Origin of the sequence: Dyadobacter sediminis, from assembly GCF_005860765.1 — a bacterium.
GTDB lineage: Bacteria > Bacteroidota > Bacteroidia > Cytophagales > Spirosomataceae > Dyadobacter > Dyadobacter sediminis.
Genome location: NZ_VCEI01000011.1, coordinates 614,598 through 633,217, shown reverse-complemented (window position 1 = coordinate 633,217; position 18,620 = coordinate 614,598). Strand labels below are relative to the sequence as shown.

General features: G+C 46.4%; 21 protein-coding genes. 14 read left to right on the top strand and 7 right to left on the bottom strand.

The features are described from left to right. The first annotated feature begins 127 nt into the window (after positions 1–127). The 4 genes from FEM55_RS03480 to FEM55_RS03465 all read left to right on the top strand — a co-directional run bounded on the left by FEM55_RS03480 (position 128) and on the right by FEM55_RS03465 (position 4,320). Positions 128–1,432 carry a gluconate:H+ symporter gene (locus tag FEM55_RS03480; protein ID WP_138279910.1) on the top strand — a complete coding sequence of 435 codons (1,305 nt, stop codon included), beginning with the start codon at positions 128–130 and terminating at the stop codon, positions 1,430–1,432. Positions 1,433–1,465: 33 nt separating this feature from the next. After that, on the top strand, positions 1,466–1,942 hold the full coding sequence (locus FEM55_RS03475) for a RidA family protein (RefSeq protein WP_138279909.1): 477 nt from the start codon (positions 1,466–1,468) through the stop codon (positions 1,940–1,942). A 51-nt stretch (positions 1,943–1,993) separates the two neighbouring features. After that, positions 1,994–3,106, top strand: coding sequence for a D-TA family PLP-dependent enzyme (locus FEM55_RS03470; RefSeq protein WP_138279908.1), 1,113 nt, complete (start codon positions 1,994–1,996; stop codon positions 3,104–3,106). Between the two features lie 143 nt (positions 3,107–3,249). Beyond that, positions 3,250–4,320, top strand: a complete 1,071-nt coding sequence (locus FEM55_RS03465) for a dipeptidase (RefSeq protein WP_138279907.1) — start codon at positions 3,250–3,252, stop codon at positions 4,318–4,320. A gap of 41 nt (positions 4,321–4,361) precedes the next feature. On the opposite strand, the gene FEM55_RS03460 is transcribed toward FEM55_RS03465, so the two are convergent. The 6 genes from FEM55_RS03460 to FEM55_RS03445 all read right to left on the bottom strand — a co-directional run bounded on the left by FEM55_RS03460 (position 4,362) and on the right by FEM55_RS03445 (position 9,258). Beyond that, complete coding sequence (locus FEM55_RS03460) at positions 4,362–4,943, bottom strand: DinB family protein (protein WP_138279906.1); 582 nt, start codon at positions 4,941–4,943, stop codon at positions 4,362–4,364. Between the two features lie 70 nt (positions 4,944–5,013). Beyond that, entirely contained in the window at positions 5,014–5,601 is a 588-nt protein-coding gene (locus FEM55_RS03455) for a Crp/Fnr family transcriptional regulator (RefSeq protein ID WP_308420185.1), read from the bottom strand. A 5-nt stretch (positions 5,602–5,606) separates the two neighbouring features. After that, positions 5,607–7,844 carry a bifunctional alpha,alpha-trehalose-phosphate synthase (UDP-forming)/trehalose-phosphatase gene (locus FEM55_RS03450; RefSeq protein ID WP_138279905.1) on the bottom strand — a complete coding sequence of 746 codons (2,238 nt, stop codon included), beginning with the start codon at positions 7,842–7,844 and terminating at the stop codon, positions 5,607–5,609. A gap of 745 nt (positions 7,845–8,589) precedes the next feature. Then, complete coding sequence (locus FEM55_RS25285) at positions 8,590–8,712, bottom strand: hypothetical protein (protein WP_262710575.1); 123 nt, start codon at positions 8,710–8,712, stop codon at positions 8,590–8,592. Positions 8,713–8,754: 42 nt separating this feature from the next. Further along, positions 8,755–8,901 carry a hypothetical protein gene (locus tag FEM55_RS24850; protein ID WP_171036455.1) on the bottom strand — a complete coding sequence of 49 codons (147 nt, stop codon included), beginning with the start codon at positions 8,899–8,901 and terminating at the stop codon, positions 8,755–8,757. A 36-nt stretch (positions 8,902–8,937) separates the two neighbouring features. Beyond that, a complete protein-coding gene (locus FEM55_RS03445) occupies positions 8,938–9,258 on the bottom strand; it encodes a hypothetical protein (protein ID WP_138279904.1) in 321 nt (106 codons plus the stop codon). Positions 9,259–9,456: 198 nt separating this feature from the next. On the opposite strand from FEM55_RS03445, the gene FEM55_RS03440 reads away from it, so the two are divergent. The 9 genes from FEM55_RS03440 to FEM55_RS03400 all read left to right on the top strand — a co-directional run bounded on the left by FEM55_RS03440 (position 9,457) and on the right by FEM55_RS03400 (position 16,896). Beyond that, positions 9,457–9,975, top strand: coding sequence for a DinB family protein (locus FEM55_RS03440; protein ID WP_229209071.1), 519 nt, complete (start codon positions 9,457–9,459; stop codon positions 9,973–9,975). A gap of 229 nt (positions 9,976–10,204) precedes the next feature. Beyond that, positions 10,205–11,530 (top strand): MFS transporter, encoded by a 1,326-nt coding sequence (locus tag FEM55_RS03435; RefSeq protein WP_138279903.1) that lies wholly within the window; start codon positions 10,205–10,207, stop codon positions 11,528–11,530. A 21-nt stretch (positions 11,531–11,551) separates the two neighbouring features. Next, positions 11,552–11,974 (top strand): secondary thiamine-phosphate synthase enzyme YjbQ, encoded by a 423-nt coding sequence (locus tag FEM55_RS03430; RefSeq protein WP_138279902.1) that lies wholly within the window; start codon positions 11,552–11,554, stop codon positions 11,972–11,974. A gap of 179 nt (positions 11,975–12,153) precedes the next feature. Then, positions 12,154–12,414: a hypothetical protein gene (locus FEM55_RS03425; protein WP_229209070.1), complete on the top strand. Its 261-nt coding sequence runs from the start codon at positions 12,154–12,156 to the stop codon at positions 12,412–12,414. Between the two features lie 31 nt (positions 12,415–12,445). Continuing rightward, positions 12,446–12,868 carry a VOC family protein gene (locus FEM55_RS03420; protein ID WP_138279901.1) on the top strand — a complete coding sequence of 141 codons (423 nt, stop codon included), beginning with the start codon at positions 12,446–12,448 and terminating at the stop codon, positions 12,866–12,868. 182 nt (positions 12,869–13,050) lie between these two features. After that, positions 13,051–13,530, top strand: a complete 480-nt coding sequence (locus tag FEM55_RS03415) for a TlpA family protein disulfide reductase (protein WP_138279900.1) — start codon at positions 13,051–13,053, stop codon at positions 13,528–13,530. Positions 13,531–13,758: 228 nt separating this feature from the next. Continuing rightward, a complete protein-coding gene (locus FEM55_RS03410) occupies positions 13,759–14,949 on the top strand; it encodes an esterase (RefSeq protein ID WP_138279899.1) in 1,191 nt (396 codons plus the stop codon). A gap of 12 nt (positions 14,950–14,961) precedes the next feature. After that, positions 14,962–16,674 carry a GMC oxidoreductase gene (locus FEM55_RS03405; RefSeq protein ID WP_138279898.1) on the top strand — a complete coding sequence of 571 codons (1,713 nt, stop codon included), beginning with the start codon at positions 14,962–14,964 and terminating at the stop codon, positions 16,672–16,674. Positions 16,675–16,704: 30 nt separating this feature from the next. After that, positions 16,705–16,896: a hypothetical protein gene (locus FEM55_RS03400; RefSeq protein WP_138279897.1), complete on the top strand. Its 192-nt coding sequence runs from the start codon at positions 16,705–16,707 to the stop codon at positions 16,894–16,896. 221 nt (positions 16,897–17,117) lie between these two features. Here the strand turns inward: FEM55_RS03400 and FEM55_RS03395 are convergent, their stop codons facing one another. Beyond that, positions 17,118–17,801 (bottom strand): lipid-binding SYLF domain-containing protein, encoded by a 684-nt coding sequence (locus tag FEM55_RS03395; protein WP_138279896.1) that lies wholly within the window; start codon positions 17,799–17,801, stop codon positions 17,118–17,120. Positions 17,802–18,005: 204 nt separating this feature from the next. On the opposite strand from FEM55_RS03395, the gene FEM55_RS03390 reads away from it, so the two are divergent. After that, positions 18,006–18,485, top strand: coding sequence for a Dps family protein (locus FEM55_RS03390; RefSeq protein WP_138279895.1), 480 nt, complete (start codon positions 18,006–18,008; stop codon positions 18,483–18,485). The last annotated feature ends 135 nt before the right edge of the window (positions 18,486–18,620 follow it).

Sequence of the window (18,620 nt, the reverse complement as noted above, 5' to 3'; positions counted from 1 at the left end):
CTGTATATCTCTGATCCTTCCGATTTTATCTCCGGAATAACGCAGGAAAAGTTAATTCGTATAAATCGTTAAATTTTACTTTCTTCCCGCTTATTACCTAAAGCTTATCTTTTCCATAACTTTCACTATGCCTTTACTTCTTACCTTTCTGGCTATTCTGACGCTGATTTTACTGATTGCCTGGCTTCAAATTGACACGTTTATCTCGTTTTTACTCGTTTCCATCGGTCTCGGACTGGCGAGTGGCCTCGATGTGGAGACGGTCAGCAAAGCCATTCAGAAGGGGGTCGGCGGAACGCTTGGAGACCTGGTACTGATCGTGGGTTTCGGGGCCATGCTCGGGAAAATGGTAGCGGACAGCGGCGCGGCACAGCGCATTACCGATGCGCTGATCGAGGTTTTTGGCCGAAAGTATATACAATGGGGCATGGCGCTTGCCGGGTTTGTCATTGGTATTCCGCTTTTCTATAATGCCGGGTTTGTCATTGTGATTCCGCTCATTTTCATGATCAGCGCCACGGCAAGGCTTCCGCTTTTATATATCGGAATTCCGATGCTTTCTGCGTTATCAGTTGCGCACGGTTACCTTCCGCCGCACCCGTCGCCCGCTGCCATAGCCAGCCAGCTGCATGCCGATCTCGGACAAACGCTGTTCTACGGGATCATCGTTTCCATTCCGGCCATTGCGGTAGCCGGCCCGCTTTTCGGAAGTACGTTAAAAAGATTTCAGCCCAAACCGGATGCAGACCTCTTCAATGTAAAACCGCGTCCGCTGGCCGAACTGCCCGGCCTTGGAATCAGCGTGGTTACGGCCTTGCTGCCTGTATTTTTACTCACAACCATGTCAGGAGTTAAAAGACTGAATCCTGACAGCCGGTTGATCGGATTGCTTGCCGAGCCTTACTTCGGCATGCTCGTCTCCGTGTTATTTGCAGCATATGTACTCGGCAGCCGTCGCGGAATGACCATGAGAGGCATCAGTAAATCAATGGAAGAAGCATTCAAAGGTGTTTCGGTTATCCTGCTGATCATCGCCGGAGCGGGTGTGTTCAAAGAAATCATGACAGCCAGCGGAGTAAGTACTTACATAGCCGAAAACCTGAAAAATATTGACATTTCTCCTCTGATCCTGAGCTGGGGGATTGCAGCCGTGATCCGCATTTGCGTCGGATCGGCAACCGTTGCAGGACTGACTACCGTAGGCATTCTCGCACCGCTTCTTGCCAACTCCACCGTGGCTCCCGAACTGCTTGTTTTATCCATCGGATCGGGAAGCCTGATGTTTTCGCACCTCAACGACGGCGGCTTCTGGCTCTTTAAGGAATACTTCAATCTGAGCATCAAAGATACACTGCTCACGTGGTCTATTATGGAAACAATTGTGTCCATAATGGGATTACTGGGCGTATTAGTACTAAATTTGTTCGTTTAGAAATCTGATTTATTTATTTACAACTTCAAAATCATGGATAATACACCTGAATCAAACTTTGCTCAGCTGGGACTTACCTTGCCTCCTGCCCCGAAACCTGTCGGTGTTTACAAACCTTTACTGATCGTCGATAAAAGATGGGTTTATGTTTCCGGACACGGTACCGTTCAGGAAGACGGAACGCTCATCAAAGGTAGAATCGGGAAAGATATGGATGCGGATCAGGGCAAACTGGCTGCGCGTCAGGTCGGCCTGGCGATTCTGGCCACGCTGAAAGCTAATCTAGGAAGCCTGAACCGCGTAAAAAGGGTTATCAAGGTTTTGGGAATGGTTAATTGCACGACGGATTTCGAAAAGCATCCCTTTATCATCAACGGTTGCAGCGAACTGTTTGCAAAAGTATGGGGCGAAGAAAACGGGATCGGCGTGAGAAGTGCCGTGGGAATGGGAACCTTACCCGATAATATTCCTGTAGAAATCGAAGCCCTTTTTGAACTGGAAGAAAAATAACCCGACTATTCACTTCTAACGGACTACATTTCACATTTCACTCCCGAATACATGAACTGGTACCAGCTTCTGAACCCGGAAGAAGTCATTTCTCCTTCCCTGCTGTTCTATAAAGACCGACTAGAAAGCAATATCCGGAATATGGTCAGCATTGCAGAAGATGCCGGACGGCTCATACCGCACGTCAAAACGCACAAATGCAGTGAAATCGTGGCTTTGCAGCTGGAACAAGGCATCAGTAAATTCAAATGCGCTACAATCGCAGAAGCAGAAATGCTTGCAGACGCCGGCGCAAGATGGATTTTACTGGCTTATCAGATGGTGGGCCCGAACATTCAGCGGCTTTTCCGGCTGCGGGAAAAGTTTCCGCATGTGGCGTTTTCTTCGTTGGTTGATAACGAAAAGTCGGCGGATGATCTCAACGGGTTTTCTGCCGAAAATAACTTTACTGCGGAAGTTTTTATCGATGTCAATAACGGCATGAACCGCACGGGACATGCTACGGATGAATCTATTCTTTCCCTGTACAGGCATATTACAAAACTTCCCAACATTACGCTGTCCGGTATTCATGTATACGACGGGCATATCCGGAATCCTGAATTTACAGACAGGAAAGCAGCTGCCGACGAGGCTTTCGAGAAAGTATTGCCACTTTTGGACCGGATCAAAGCGGAAACCGGTCAGGCACCCATGATCATTGCAGGCGGTTCGCCCTCCTTTACCGTACATGCCATGCGGCCCGAAGTATACCTGAGCCCGGGTACCAACGTGCTTTGGGACTGGGGTTACGGCGACCGTTTTGACGGTCAGCCGTTCCAGCATGCCGCTTTGATCCTGACGCGCGTAGTTTCCAAACCCGTCTCCGGAATCATAACCATTGATCTGGGACATAAGGCGGTTTCCGCCGAAAATCCGATCGAAAACCGTTTCCGGTTACTGAACCTGAGCAACTATACAGTATTAAGCCAAAGCGAAGAACATGGCGTTATCCAGGTCGGTGCGGATGCATGGGAATCCATTCAGACCGGCGACGTGCTTTATGCGCTGCCTTATCATATTTGCCCGACTGTTGCCCTGCATGATTTCGCCACCATTATTGAAAATGGAACCGTAACCGGAGAATGGAAAATCACGGCAAGAAGCCGGCGACTGAGTATTTAAGTTTGTATTATTTCCTGTAACAAGGAATGTTGATCGCTTGTACAAAGGATCAACATTCAAATAATTTATTTGTCTAACAGCTGCCTGCTGGATGCTTATTTTAAAAAGCGTAAAGCCAATAGCTACTTAACCATAACAGATTCATGTTCCTTTTTGACGCACATCTTGACCTTTCCATGAATGCCGTGGAATGGAACCGCGATTTGACACAAGATCTGTATGCCATTCGCGAGCGTGAAAAAAACCTCACCGATAAACCGGATCGTGGAAAAGGCGTTGTCAGCTTTCCAGAAATGAGAAAGGGCAACATCGGAATTTGCGTCGCTACCCAGATTGCAAGATTTGTAAAACCGGACAGCAAAATACCAGGCTGGCATTCGCAGGCGCAAGCCTGGGCACAAACGCAGGCGCAGATTGCGTGGTACAAAGCCATGGAAGAAGCCGGTGAAATGGTGCAGATCACCAACCTGAATGAACTGAACAGCCATCTTCAGCTTTGGCAGCAAGCCGAATCCACGGAACATTTACCGATCGGTTATATATTAAGCTTGGAAGGTGCAGACTCATTCATCAGCCTGAAAAACCTGGAAATTGCCTATCATTACGGACTACGTGCTATCGGGCCGGCACATTACGGTCCGGGCGTTTACGCATACGGCACCGATTCGGATCAGCCGCTTTCGCAAAAAGGCAAGGATTTGCTCCGTGAAATGGAAAAGCTGAACATCATTCTCGATGCCACGCATTTGTGCGATACGGCATTCTGGGAAGCACTTTCCATCTTTAACGGTCCGGTCTGGGCAAGTCATAATCTGGTACGTGAAATTACACCGCATAACCGTCAGTTTTCGGATGACATGATCAAGGCACTTTTGGAAAGAAATGCGGTGATCGGAATGGCGTTTGATGCATGGATGATGATTCCCGGCTGGGAAAGGGGAAAATCCACGCCGGAAAGTACGGGGCTGAAAATTGAACACATCGCGCAGCATATCGACCATATCTGTCAGCTTGCCGGAAATGCTCTGCATGTCGGCATCGGTTCCGATCTGGACGGCGCTTATGGAAAAGAGCAGTCGCCCGGTGACTTGGACTCCATTGCCGATCTGCAGACACTGACGGGAATTTTATCAGCAAGAGGCTATTCACCGCAGGACATCGAGCAGATCATGTGGAAAAACTGGGTCGGGTTTCTGGAACGGAGCTGGAAGTAAAATGCTTGAAAAAACCGGCAAAGTAATTCTTGCCGGTTTTTTTATGATGCATGCAAACCGGAAGGTTCAGGCTTTGGTACAAGGTTTCTTTTCGCCTGCTGCATATGCCTTTCATTATGTGTCACCAGAAAACGGAAAACATCGCCGACATTGATCCGCACCAACCTGATAACTGACAGCGGGATTTTAGGACTGTTGATATCCTTGCTTTGTGCTTCACGCAGGTAAAGAAGCATGGTTTCCTGCTGTGTGATGAACGTATCAACAATTTGTAAAGCATTCAGATTTGCAGCGGGAACATGGTTTTTATGCGCTTTGTATTTCTTTTGTGCCGGGCCGGGTTCCATCATTTTGGAAAAATAAGATCCCAGCCAACTTGCTGAGAACGGCGCTTTGCTGTCCTCTTCTGCGCTGCTCAGTTTCTTATTCAGAAGCGGAAGGTAATAATTTCCATAGCTGTTCAGATGATCAAGACATTGCGCAATGCTCCATCCGCCGGTGTCAGATGGTCTGTTCAGTCCTTCTTCAGACTGGTTCTGAAAAAGCATAATGGATTCTGAAATATGCTTTTCTACAATGCTTTCAAGATCTTTCAGGAACTGGTATTTATCAACGGGTTTCATTTCAGGCAGATTTAGTTTCGGTACAAATTTGCAGCAATTGAAATTCATGAAAGTTGGTAAATACCAATATTTATATCTTGACCCTGTTTAAAAGCTTGCTGAAATTGGTCGCGTCCATACCGAGATAATTGGCCAGATACTTGTGCGGAACAAGCTGGAGAATATGCGGACTGCGTTTCAGCAGTTTCCTGAATTTTTCCTCCGATGAAAAACTCTGTACTTCCATCAGCCGCTCCATAATACCCGAAAGGGTTTGTGTGATTCCGGTACGGATCATACGTTCAATATCCGGATAAAGGTGCATCACTTCACGCAGATCAGAACCCGAGGCTCTTAGAAACTGTGACGGGGTGAGTGTTTCATAAATATAAATGGAAGGCTTTTCCAGCAGCAGCGAATCAATAATTCCGCCGAACGACGGTGCATATACAAAAACCAGCGTTGCTTCACGCCCCGAATCATCCGGAAAATAAATGCGCTGAACGCCGCCGGTAACAAAATACAGGTAATTCTCCTGCATGCCGGCACCGGAAATCACTTCCTTGCGCCCGGCATGAAATGGTTTCCATATGCGGGAAAATTCCGTCCAGCTTTCCTCTGAAACGGGCGATACTGCATTCACGGAAACTTTAAGAAGCACAAGCGGTTCCTGCATCATGGGAATTACTCCGTTTTTACCGAAACCATAAAGTTAAGAAAATGAAACACTTCATCCTGACTTTTAATATGGTTTCGGGCCGCTGAAAGATCATCTCCGATTTTGATGGTGTAAGCCGTTTCCGGAAGTGCCTGGAACATGTCCTCGTCCGTAGTATCGTCGCCAATGGCTAATATAAAATCATACATCCCGTTTTCCACAAATGCTTTTGCCGCGGTTCCTTTGTTGAAAGCTGTTTTCTTGACTTCCACAACCTTGCTTCCGTCAATAACCTGCAGGTTCAGCTCCGGCTGAATGTAGCTTTTCAGCTGCCAGAGCAGTTCCTGTGCCCTCCGGGTTGCATATTCCCTGTCTTCGGCCGTGCGGTAATGCCATGCCAGCGCGGTTTCTTTTTCCTCCACAAATGCACCCGGACATCTTTGTGCATACATATCCATGATCGGACGGATGCTTTCTTTCCAGTTTTCTTCATAGTGCTCGTTCAGCATCCACTCGTTGTTTTCCTTGTTTTTGATCAGTGCGCCGTGTTCTGCAATGATATGCACCGGGAGTTCCTGAAAAAGATTGTCCAGAAAGTAACGGTCGCGACCGCTGATGATGATGACTGTATTTTCCCGGGCAATTTCCAGAATGATGTTTTTCATTTCTTCGGAAACAATGGCCTTGGAAGGATCGGAAACGATCGGTGCCAGCGTGCCGTCATAATCAAAAAACAGTATCCGGTTGGAGGACGACTGATAAGCCCTGCGGATGTTGTCGATTCCTTTATTGGTCAGAAAAACCTGTTTCAGTTTTTCATGTTCGTGTTCAAGCATGGTCATTTGGGTAAAAAAGTCATTGGTCCAGGCAAACACATCGTAGTTACGGATGCGTTCGCGCATGGCGTCCATTCGTTTGGTCTGTTCTTCCTCAGGCATATTGAAAGCTTTCTGGATGGCATCGGCAATATCCTGTTTGTCCAGCGGGTTAATGATCAGCGCTTCACCGAGTTCAGCGGCTGCACCGGCCATTTCGCTCAGGATCAGAATGCCTTTGCGGTCTTTGCGGCTGGCTACATATTCCTTGCAGACGAGGTTCATTCCGTCCCGGACCGGTGTAATCAAAGCCACATCGCTGGCCGTGTACATTCCGACCAGTTCATGGTTCGGCATGGAGCGATATTGGTATATAATCGGCTGCCAGTAAATATTTCCATAGTCGGAATTGATTTTGCCGACGGTCTGATCAATATCGGATTTCATCTGCTGATACTGCTCGATGCTGTCACGCGATGGCACCACAACCATCACAAACGAGACTTTTTCATGCCATTCGGAGTATCTTTCCAGAAAGCGTTCAAAGCCTTTCAGACGGTGAATAATGCCTTTGGAATAATCCAGCCGGTCAACTGAAAAAATAATCTTTTCCTTCAAGGAATGACGCGCTTCGTCCCGGGCATTAACCACAGCCGGATCATCGAAAGCATCGTTGAACTTGGCAAAATCAATGCTGATCGGAAACGCGTCCACTTTCACAATCCGGTTACTCATGTTGATATAGTGCAGTTTGTTGCCCAGTCCGGAAACCAGGCGGGCCGATTTCAGGAAATACTCCACATAATCGTTGGTATGAAACCCAAGTACATCCGCACCCAGCATGCCATTCACCAGTGCTTTACGCCATGTTACCGGCAACAACCGGAATATTTCGTAGGATGGAAAAGGAATATGAAAAAAGAAACCGGTTTTGTTGTCAGGATGCTTTTGCCTGATCATATCCGGAAGCAGCATCAATTGATAATCCTGTACCCAAACGACATCGCCGGGCCTGATTACCTCGTCCAGTTTTTCAAAAAACAGCTGATTGGCAATCTGGTACGCTTCGAAATAAGCATCATCAAAGCGGGCGAGTGACGGAAAATAATGGCATAAAGGCCAGATCAGGTTATTACAGAAACCTTCATAGTAATTTTCATTCACTTCATCGGAAATAAAAACCGGATGCGCCTGAAAACTTTCATTCGCCAGCGACTGTCCTTCCAGTTCTTCTCTTGAATTTTCCGAAAACCCGATCCACTGGATTTTTTCAGTAGACTGAAAAACGGGACCGTTTTGGTTTGCTACCAGCGACAATACTGCAGAAACCAGGCCGCCTGAATTCTGAAACAGCTGTATCTGATCATTTTCCCGTATTATCTTGAATGGCAGCCTGTATGCCACAATGATTAGTCTTCCGTTATTTTCTTGTTGGTTTGAATTTTCCATTTGATTCAAAGCATCCGTTTGCTGAATGCATTGGATTGTGATATGTTGGCAACTGTCAAAAGAAGCATATACCGGTTACATAAATAAGATCTTGTTTGCTGAAAGTCAAAAAACCTGTGCCAAGCGGAATGCGGAAATCCCGTGCGGATATTTAACACAGGCTTAATTTGATACTGTACCGATTTGTACTAGCTTAGTACCCGCAACCTATTTCATAATCTTAAACGGAACCGGATTGATCCGAGGCAAGGTGTGTCCGCTTTAAAGTGGCTCCATAACCTTGCAAGCAATTGAATTTGCTGTTTTCCTTAAACCAAGATGAGTACTGAACACAAATACAGGCATCAAAACCTGCCATTAGTCCAGAACTACAATCACGTAATCGCAGCTATCTAACTGCGCCACTTATTGTTGTGGGTTGCGGGCGGTCATCATGACCGCCATTTTTTATGAATTACATATATGTACAAGCAATAAAAAAAATACCTCGGAAAGATTACCTCTGAGGTATTTTTTATCTCCCGTACCTTTTGTTTGAAAAATATTCCAGCCGGACTGTTCATGAATGTGGCCCCGGATTTCAGTACTGCAGTTCCGGGATTCATTCTTCAGTTTCTTTTCTGCTGATAACCGGCGGCAGCTGTTTATACATAACCGGAGTCGCCAGTCTGGAAAGCAATGCAATATGGAACGGATCAGTCCGCCGATGAGCACCCTTGCAATCGGTGAATAAAGCGCGTTGTATTCAATCACCAGCGGCAAACCTCCACTGGCTATTACGGGAAAGCATGGCCAGCCCGCCCACAGATGCTTTTGAAAGCTGTTCTGCAAACAGGTTTACTTTTGCAGCCGATTCCAGTTTCAGCAATTCTTTTCTTTTACCAGCCTACTCCGGATCATTCCGCCGATTTTACTGATCTGTTATTTCAACTTCTAGAACCGTGTCCAGCGGATAGTTTAGCAAAAGGTTGAAATACGCCGCTGCATTGGCAGACTGGAAACTGGCATCGTCAAGCATCGCTTCCATATAGACAAATCCATTTTCGGAACGACTCACAACCGTTCGGATGGCCTGGCGATAAATTCCTGACGATCAATTTGCCAGCACCCGGTTGAAACTAAGGATTTCCCTTGCAAGTACAACCGAATTTTCCAGTACCGCAACCGCTTCCTGCGACTGCATACAAGCATAACGGCTGACTTTGGTTTCCTTCACCAACTCTCTTTTATATACGTCCACTTCGGCCTGTTGAAAATGGATTGGCTCCTTACGATTGCGCCTGTTGTACGTCATTTCAGTATTGTACAGCGGCAGCGAAGTCCGGAATTTGGTATTGTAATCATTGTTCGGTTTAAAGGTCTGGCCGGCATTTCCCACCTGCGGGAAACCCGATGAAATTGTCAGCTTACTCAAGGAAAATTTTTCCCGCTTTTTTTATCCCTGACCATCCTGCATTTTACTTTTTCCTGTAAATAGTATAAACACTTTTCAACAGAAAACTTTTTGCTTTAAAGGACTTAAAAAAACTTTAACCCTGCTGACATACTGCTGTCATAAGTCGCAGTTTATTTTGATCCGTAAACGATTTAAATCCACATAACCTTTGACAAAATGGAAGCTAACCAAATGACAAACAGCATATTGAACAACCCGACAGAAATCTTTACTCCCGAACAGCTGCTCGAACATTGGCAGGGGCACCGCGGACTGACCAGAAGGGTCATTGAAGCTTTTCCCGAAGATAAACTGCTGACTTATTCCATCGGTGGCATGCGTACGTTTGCCGATATGGCTATGGAAATTACCGGCATGACAGCACCGGGAATACGCGGCATCGCTTTCGGTGACTGGAGTATCGATGATCCGGCGATCGGTTTTAACGCACCAACACCGGCGAGTAAAGAGGAATTACTGACGAGATGGGACAAGGTAACGGAATTGCTCTGTTCCATCTGGCCGCAAATACCGCCTCACCGCTTTCAGGAACACGATGTTGCCTTCGGCCAGTATGCAGGTCCGGTTTACGGCACGTTGCTTTACATGATTGACAATGAAATTCATCACCGCGGGCAGGGTTATGTTTATCTGCGATCCTTAGGTATTGAGCCGCCCGCTTTCTGGGACCGGTAAAATCCTGTAAATTACTCCTTATGTCCGGAATCATGCACGTGTATGGCATTGCACTGCCAGTTGCATGGTTCTGGGCGAATGGCACAATCACACCCGTAATTTGTCCTTAATCACATCTGCAGAAAGCAGGCAGAAATTGTAAATTTGTATGATTGCGTATTCCATTGGGTTTTCGGATCTGAATTTACCTGAACCCGGCAAGGCAATTGCTGCTTAGAAACGGAAAGATATGAGAACATTTTACGCTATACTGGTCAATTCGCTGGCTGCATCCATGACCAACAATTTTGTCTGGTTTGCCGTTACATTCTGGGTTTACCTGCAAACGCAGTCCGTTGTGGCTACTTCGGTCATGGCAGGCGTGTATCTGGCTACGGTAGCCGCTTCCGGTTTTTTCCTGGGCTCCGTGGTAGATCGCTACCGCAAGAAAACATCCATGATGTTGTCGGGCATCCTGACCCTCATTTTGTATGTAACCGCGCTGATCATTTATATATCCACGCCGGAAAACATGTTCAAAAATCCGGAAAGCATCCGTTTGTGGCTGTTTATCATCTTGACACTGTTCGGGGCAATAACGGGCAACATACGTTCCATTGCCTTATCCACGGTGGTCACGATCCTTATTCCCGAAGAAACGCGGGACAAGGCAAACGGCCTGGTCGGAACGGCAAATGGGGTTTCATTTCTGGTTGCTTCCATTTTCAGCGGACTGGTAATCGGTTTTATGGGTATGCAGTGGATGCTTTTGCTTGCCGTTGCACTGACCGTACTGGTCATTCTGCATTTGCTGACCATCCATATGGAAGAAAAGGAAATCGTTCATACCGAATCTCATCTGGAAAGCATCGATCTTCGCGGAACGATTGCTTCGGTCAGGATTGTACCCGGACTTTTCGGACTGATTTTCTTCAATACGTTCAATAACTTTCTGGGCGGCGTGTTCATGTCTTTAATGGATGCTTACGGCCTTTCATTGGTTTCGGTACAAACCTGGGGAATCTTGTGGGGGCTTCTGAGTCTGGGATTTATCATCGGCGGGCTGATTGTCGCCAGAACCGGTCTGGGCAAAAACCCATTAAAGGTGCTTTTCATCTCGAACATCATCATGTGGAGCATTTGTATTTTCTTTACCATTCAGGCATCGGTCGTCCTTTTGGCCACAGGTATGTTCATTTATCTTTGCCTGATACCGGTTGTGGAAGCTACGGAACAGACCATCCTTCAGAAAGTGATTCCTGCGGAAAGACAGGGCCGGGTTTTTGGTTTTGCACAAAGCATCGAACAGGCCGCTTCGCCACTGACGGCTTTCATGATCGGGCCGATTGCCAAATACATTTTCATCCCGTTTATGACCACCGGTGCCGGCGTCCATCTCATCGGATCCTGGTTCGGTACCGGAACCGCCCGCGGACTGGCCCTTTTGTTTACGGTCACCGGCATCATCGGTTTGATCGTCACTTTGATCGCCATGAAAACGCCGGCTTACAGCGCATTGTCCGGTCAGTATATTCATCCGGAATTAGAAGAAGAAACCGAAAAGCAACCCGTTTAAACCTTCAAGTAAAAGTATAGCATGAAAATATTTCAGCAGCCGTTGCAGTTAAAAGAACGCCGGAGAGGGTTCCATCTGATTACTTCTGAAATCATGCAGGCTATTCCTCAGATAAGTGAAATAAAAACCGGGATGTGTCAGGTTTTCATTCAGCATACATCCGCATCGCTGACGATCAACGAAAATGCGGATCCGACCGTCCGGAAGGATTTTGAAATGTATTTCAGCAAAGCAGTTCCTGAAAATGATCCGGATTACAGGCACGACGACGAAGGTCCGGATGACATGCCCGCGCACCTGAAAGCTTCCTTAATGGGCAGCAGCGTGCAAATTCCCGTCCGGAACGGAAAACTGGCGCTGGGAATCTGGCAGGGAATATACCTGTGCGAACACCGGAACTACGGAGGCGCCAGAAACCTGTTGATTACGGTATTCGGCGAGTAGGATAGAAAATTGGTTTTATCAGGATACAGCGGTTGTAATTGTCACATTCTCCCCCTCTGAATGTCGCAAATTGCATCTTTCGAACTGGCTGGTTTGTGGTTAGTTTGTACCAACAACATTTGCCTTTATACCCGTTTTTAATTTCGCATTTGATCACTCAGAAATGAATTTGGAAGGATATGCAGAATATGGTAGAAATTTTCAAGACCAATGTTGAAAGCAACGATCAGGCTCATTTACTGATCGAACAGATTAACCGCATTTTCACCGGGTACCAAGCCAGTTTTGATCTGGAAGACTGTGACCGGATTCTCCGGATTTCCTTTACAGAAGGTATGGTACAGTCCGAGTGCCTGATCCGCCTGCTGCATGATTTCGGGTTTTATGCAGAAATTCTTGCTGATGAGATCATCAATCCGGAATCCATGATGTATTCCTGACCGATTTTTCAAACAACCAAATAAAACAAAAATGGCAACAATCAATCCGTATCTCAACTTTCAGGGTAATACCGAGGAAGCATTCAACTTTTACAAATCTGTTTTCGGAGGCGAATTTCTGGCCGTACAACGGTTCAAAGATACGCCTGAAGCAGGCAATCTGCCCGAGCAGGATCAGGAGAAACTCATGCATATCGCTTTGCCGATTGGTCATGGAACGATACTGATGGCCACCGATGCACTGGAATCCATGGGCCAGCGGCTGATTGAAGGAAATAATTATAATTTGTCCATTCAAACGGAAAGTGAAGCGGAAGCGGATAAACTTTTCTACGGACTTTCCAAAGGCGGAAAGGTGATTGTACAGCTGGAAAAAGCGTTCTGGGGCGATTATTTCGGCATGTTCACAGACAAGTTCGGCATTAACTGGATGGTGAACTTCACGCCCAACTGAGCAACGCAGCATTTTCCCGACACAAGTTCATGGGATCATTTGCCGTTTTCATGCCCCTGCAAAAAACCGGGCTGAGTATCATTCGTTCAGAATAATTAACAAACATACGTGCTGCAGATCAGGATAAAACAGCAAAAGTGTAATAACTTGCAGAATCTTAAACTTGTATCATTCTGATAGCAATGAGCCGTAAATTAATATTCCTGTTTTTCTTTTTAATCGTTGGAAACCTTGCATTCTCGCAGGCAGTACAAAATAAAATCGCCCCGTTTCAGATCCGTCTGACCAACGGCCAGCAATTTACTTCCTCGCAACTGGCTGCCGGCCCGGTGGTGCTTATCTACTTTTCCCCGGATTGTGAACATTGCCAGAACTTTACCAAAGACATGATCAAGAACTTCAACGTTTTTACCAACAAGCAGGTTGTGATGGTGACTTTTCAGGCCATGGATATGCTGAAGCCGTTTGTATCGCAGTACAATCTGGGAAGTTATTCCAATGTGAAAGTAGGAACCGAGGGCACTTCCTATGCCGTGCAGCGCTACTATCAGATCCGTTCGTTTCCTTACATTGCGATTTACGACAAATCCGGCAAGCTGGTGAAAACCTTTGAAGGCGAACAGCCGCATGCCGAAATCTTCAAAACGCTGAAACAGATCTAGATACAAATTTCGGTTTCATTTCTTTAACCTGCCATTCAACACCCTGATCCGTGTATGATCCTATCGATCTATGCACGGATTTTTTTTGATTTCCAGAAAAGTTGATTTCAAGGAATCGAATTCGGACAGCAACTTACTTTATTCCGGTATTTACAAGTAATCCGGCTGTTGCCCTGACTTTGAAATGGTAGTTATACTTGGTCACCAAAACAAAGAAACATTCAATAAATGAACAAATCAGGTAAATGCTTCCGCATACTCTCAGCCGTTTTATGCTCGGTTGCTCCGTATGCCTATGCGCAGCAAGCCAATGTAAATCTGGACTGGAACCCTCAGAAAAATACGCAGAATCTTTTTCCATACGGCGGCAATGTCGTTTCGCCGGAAGTTCATGATGACCATACCATTACGTTCCGGCTGAAAGCGCCGGATGTACAAAAAGCGGAACTGACCGGCGGGCCCATGCTGCTCGCATTGAAAACCAAACAACCCATTCCGTTTGTAAAAGGTGCTGACGGAATATGGACACTGACCGTCGGACCGGTGAAACCGGACATTTACGTGTACCGTTTTATACTGGATGGCGTTCAGGTCGTTGATCCGAACAATACTTTCACAGGTTCTTCCAATCAGCCCGGTTACAGCAGCGTGATCGTTCCTGACAAAGGTCCGGCGTATTACGATGCACGCAATGTTCCGCACGGTAGCGTGACGCGGCATATTTATCATTCGGATGTACTGGACGGCGAAAGGGAAATGTTTGTGTACACGCCACCGGGTTATAATAAAAACAAAAAATATCCCGTACTGTATCTTTTGGGCGGAAGCGGGGAACTTGCTTCGGGCTGGTCGCAGGATGGGCGTGCCAACTTCATTGCGGATAATCTTTTATCGGAAGGTAAAATGGTTCCGATGATCATTGCGATGCCGAACAACCAGGTTTTACACCGGAATCACCCGCAGCATCTGGAAAAAACATATACCTTGTTCGAAAATGAACTACGGAACCATATCATTCCGTTTGTAGATAAAACGTACAGTACGGTAACCGACCGAAAAGGCCGCGCCATTTCCGGATTGTCAATGGGCGGAAGGCATACCGAAGCGGTAGGATTCAAAGCACTGGACCTGTTCAGTTCATTTGGCGTCATGAGCGCCGGCGACCTGGAACCGGAAAAACTCAACCCCTCTTTTTTCAATGATCCGAAGGTAAAAGAGAAAGTGGATTATCTGCTGGTCGGACTTGGAAGCGGCGAGCTGGATTTTGTGGGTAAAAGGTCTGCTGCGCTGCATGAAGCACTTGAAAAACGGGGAATCAGACATGAGTATTTTATCGGCGGCGAAGGCGCGCATGACTGGGGAACCTGGCGGCTTTTACTGCATGACAAACTGCTCCCCAATTTGTGGAACAAGAAATAAAAACCGATGGATATGCCATACTTTAATATAGATGCTGTAAAAGGACAAACTTACGATGCCATTGTGGTCGGAACGGGAATCAGCGGCGGCTGGGCGGCAAAGGAACTGACCGAAAAAGGCCTGAAAACGCTGATGCTGGAACGCGGAAAGGATGTCAGGCACATTAAAGATTACCCAACGGCCTGGATGCAGCCCTGGGAATTTGAACATCTCGGCCAGCCTTCACTGGAAATCCGGCAGCAAAATCCGATCGCGAGCAAACATTATATTTTCAAGGAAGATGCCATGCATTTCGTGGTGAAAGATGCAGAACACCCGTACGTGCAGGACAAGCCGTTTGACTGGATGCGCGGATATCAGGTTGGCGGAAGATCGCTGCTCTGGGCACGGCAGACGCAACGCTGGTCTGACTATGACTTTGAAGGTCCGGCGCGCGACGGCTTTGCCATTGACTGGCCGATCCGCTATGCCGATATTGCGCCGTGGTACAGTTATGTGGAGAAATTTGCAGGAATTTCAGGTAACAAAGACGGACTCGCGCAGCTTCCGGACGGAGAATTTCTTACGCCGCATGAAATGACTTGCGTGGAAAAGCATTTCAGTGAGCAAACAGCCAAAAATTATCAGAATACCCGACCGATCATCATTGGCCGGGCCGCACATATTACTGATCCGCAGCCGATCCATACGGAACAGGGACGCGCCAAGTGCCAGCACCGCACCATGTGTCAGCGGGGTTGTCCGTACGGCGGCTATTTCAGTTCCAATGCTTCCACCATTCCTTGGGCAGAAAGAACGGGGAATCTGACAATGAAGCCGCATTCGGTTGTTCATTCCATTATTTATGACGAGAAAAAGCAGAAAGCAACCGGCGTGCGGGTTGTAGATGCGCTGACGAAGGAAGTGACAGAGTATTATGCCCGGATTATCTTTGTAAATGCTTCTGCCATAAACTCCAATCTTATTTTACTGAATTCCCGGTCCAGCCGTTTTCCAGACGGACTCGGTAATGACAGCGGCGTACTTGGCAAATACATCGGTTTTCACAATTACCGCGGCCGTGTCAGTGCGGATTACGACGGTTTTCATGAATTTACCGTTGACGGACGCAGGCCTAACGGTGCTTACATTCCGCGTTTCAGGAATGTATTCAAACAGGAAACGGACTTTCTGCGCGGATACGCAGCGTCTTTTTCAGCTTCCAAAATGGGAAATGATACTTCTGAAATCGGAACGGCTTTAAAGGAAAGTTTATTTGGCACAGAAAACGGCGGCTGGAACCTCGGCATTCAGATGATGGGCGAAACGATTCCGAAAGAAAACAATTTTGTAAGTCTTGACTCGCAACTGAAAGATGCATGGGGAATTCCGCAGCTGAGAATGCATGTGGCTTTTGATGACAATGATATGAAAATGGTCCGGGACTTTTATACCGAACTCAGTGAAATGCTGTCAAAAGCAGGATTTACAAACATCAAAACCGCTGATACCAAGCGCAATCCCGGCAGTGAAAACCATGAAATGGGCGGCATACGAATGGGTAACGACCCCAAAACTTCCATGCTGAACAAATGGAACCAGCTGCATCACTGCAAAAATGTGCTGGTGACAGACGGCGGCTGCATGACTTCCACCTCCACGCAAAACCCCTCGTTGACTTACATGGCACTTACGGCACGGGCGGCAAACCATGCAGTGGAAGAAATGAAAAAAGGCAATATTTGAGGATTGTTTAACAAAAAGTAAAAAGATACAATGGCCAGTGTTCAGAAATTCTTCGACGGTACCCGTGTAAAGATCAAAGGAAAACCGGATGTCTGGATTATTCTGAATCATGAATCCATTCAGAAAGGAGCTGTTACAAAGGTGACGGGGAAAATCAAATGCAGAAGCGAAAAGACAGGGGAAATCAAGTTTTATAATGAAAAGAATTGTGAAGCGGTTTGACTTGTGACGTCATGGATTGTCATAGGTTGTCAGGGATTGTCATGGAGTGTAATGAATAGTCATGTGATTGTCATGGATAGTCATGGACTTTTTGGAAAACTGGGATTTTGGTTCGTTTCAGGAATTGTCAAACTGAGCTTTGGGATTATCTGGCTCAGTTTGACAAAGTAGAAAGTTCTACTTATTGGAATGATTTCTTGATAAATTGAGGCTCAGGAAAATCAATTCAGATCATCCAGTGTTTCTTTTAATTCTCTAACTGTTTTGGAAGAATCATTGGAACGGGTAAATACGGTTTTCGCATCTGAAAAGTTATCGTAAAACGCGTTGTTTGCTTTGCTGTCAACGCCCAGTGCGGCTCCGTTCAGGGTAATTCCGGCAAAAAGCCCCTTGCTTCTCGAATAGGAATAAACTTCTGCTTCCAACTTGTAATCCGTGTTTGCCGAAGAGCTTCTGCCCATCGGTCCGGCTGCTACGGAAAGATCGCCGCCCAGTGTAAAACTGCCGTTCCCGATATCCGTAAGCGTTTTGCTGTTCTTAAAGATCAGAACAAGGTCTACCGCCTGCACCCCAATTTGTGCCCCGATACTGCCGCCTGTAATCGTGATAAAAACCGGATCGCTCCACTCTCCATTGCTTTTTTTCACCATGGCAATGCCTTTGCCGTGTTTTCCGCCAATCATAAGCCCGGCATTGATCATTCTCGGTACAATGATAATTCCTTTGGAAATAGCCAGCAGTTGTGCCGGGATATTCTCCTGCATTTCGCTGAAACCGTTCAGTACGTTAATAGCAGCTTCCAGTTTTTCTTCTTCCTTGTCCTGTGCAAAAGCCGGTGTGATTAGTCCGACAGCAAGGAATAATACAATCTGTAATCTGAGCAATCTAAGTTTTTCAATACGCATGTTGTAAATCGGATAATTGTTGAGATACAAACGTTAAAGGATCATGCCGCTGTACAGTCCGAGCCAATAAAATTATGTCTGAATGCCAGTACGAGGCGGTTTTTGAATGTTGACTCTGTGGACGTATATACCTTTTACATCCTAATTCTGGTATGATTTTGGTATGGTCAAAATGGAATTAACATCAACCTAATACATCATATTATGAATGCCGAAACGATCAGCCTGAATGAACAGGAAGTAAAACCTGCTGTAGATCTTCTGAACGACTATCTTGCCAATTACCATATTCATTACCAGAAACTCAGAGGCTGCCACTGGAATATCAAAGGACAGAACTTTTTCACCTTGCATGTGAAGTTTGAAGAATTATATACCAACGCACAGCAAACCATTGACGAAATTGCCGAACGAGTATTGACATTGGGGAAACCGCCGCACAGCCGTTTTCAGGACTATATCAATGAATCCAGCATTCAGGAAATAGACACCATCGGTATGCCGGATCTGCAGATGGTGGATGCATTGCTTGACGATATGGCGAAGCTGATTGAAATGGAACGTGTTCTGCTGATGGCTACGGAAGAAGCCGGCGACGATGGTACCAATGATATGGTAAACCGCTTTATGCAGTATAAAGAAAAAAATACCTGGATGTTACGATCCTTTGCCGGCAAGAAGTGATTTTTTGAGGCTGTTAGCTAATGGCTGTTAGTGAATAGTTACTTACACACTAAAAGCTAACGTCTGACGGCTAATCGCTGAAAGCAATACATCTAATTACCTGAAATTGTCAAACCATCCTGAAATCAGGGTGGT

Excerpts from the sequence above, each read along its gene's own strand:
- FEM55_RS03430 (WP_138279902.1), top strand. The coding sequence starts at position 11,552 with ATGAAAATATTTCAGCAGCCGTTGCAGTTAAAAGAACGCCGGAGAGGG.
- FEM55_RS03395 (WP_138279896.1), bottom strand. The coding sequence starts at position 17,801 with ATGCGTATTGAAAAACTTAGATTGCTCAGATTACAGATTGTATTATTC.
- FEM55_RS03465 (WP_138279907.1), top strand. The coding sequence starts at position 3,250 with ATGTTCCTTTTTGACGCACATCTTGACCTTTCCATGAATGCCGTGGAA.
- FEM55_RS03415 (WP_138279900.1), top strand. The coding sequence starts at position 13,051 with ATGAGCCGTAAATTAATATTCCTGTTTTTCTTTTTAATCGTTGGAAAC.
- FEM55_RS03410 (WP_138279899.1), top strand. The coding sequence starts at position 13,759 with ATGAACAAATCAGGTAAATGCTTCCGCATACTCTCAGCCGTTTTATGC.
- FEM55_RS03475 (WP_138279909.1), top strand. The coding sequence starts at position 1,466 with ATGGATAATACACCTGAATCAAACTTTGCTCAGCTGGGACTTACCTTG.
- FEM55_RS03420 (WP_138279901.1), top strand. The coding sequence starts at position 12,446 with ATGGCAACAATCAATCCGTATCTCAACTTTCAGGGTAATACCGAGGAA.
- FEM55_RS03435 (WP_138279903.1), top strand. The coding sequence starts at position 10,205 with ATGAGAACATTTTACGCTATACTGGTCAATTCGCTGGCTGCATCCATG.
- FEM55_RS03450 (WP_138279905.1), bottom strand. The coding sequence starts at position 7,844 with ATGGAAAATTCAAACCAACAAGAAAATAACGGAAGACTAATCATTGTG.
- FEM55_RS03455 (WP_308420185.1), bottom strand. The coding sequence starts at position 5,601 with ATGATGCAGGAACCGCTTGTGCTTCTTAAAGTTTCCGTGAATGCAGTA.
- FEM55_RS03470 (WP_138279908.1), top strand. The coding sequence starts at position 1,994 with ATGAACTGGTACCAGCTTCTGAACCCGGAAGAAGTCATTTCTCCTTCC.
- FEM55_RS03400 (WP_138279897.1), top strand. The coding sequence starts at position 16,705 with ATGGCCAGTGTTCAGAAATTCTTCGACGGTACCCGTGTAAAGATCAAA.
- FEM55_RS03390 (WP_138279895.1), top strand. The coding sequence starts at position 18,006 with ATGAATGCCGAAACGATCAGCCTGAATGAACAGGAAGTAAAACCTGCT.
- FEM55_RS03460 (WP_138279906.1), bottom strand. The coding sequence starts at position 4,943 with ATGAAACCCGTTGATAAATACCAGTTCCTGAAAGATCTTGAAAGCATT.
- FEM55_RS03440 (WP_229209071.1), top strand. The coding sequence starts at position 9,457 with ATGGAAGCTAACCAAATGACAAACAGCATATTGAACAACCCGACAGAA.
- FEM55_RS03480 (WP_138279910.1), top strand. The coding sequence starts at position 128 with ATGCCTTTACTTCTTACCTTTCTGGCTATTCTGACGCTGATTTTACTG.
- FEM55_RS03405 (WP_138279898.1), top strand. The coding sequence starts at position 14,962 with ATGCCATACTTTAATATAGATGCTGTAAAAGGACAAACTTACGATGCC.
- FEM55_RS03425 (WP_229209070.1), top strand. The coding sequence starts at position 12,154 with ATGCAGAATATGGTAGAAATTTTCAAGACCAATGTTGAAAGCAACGAT.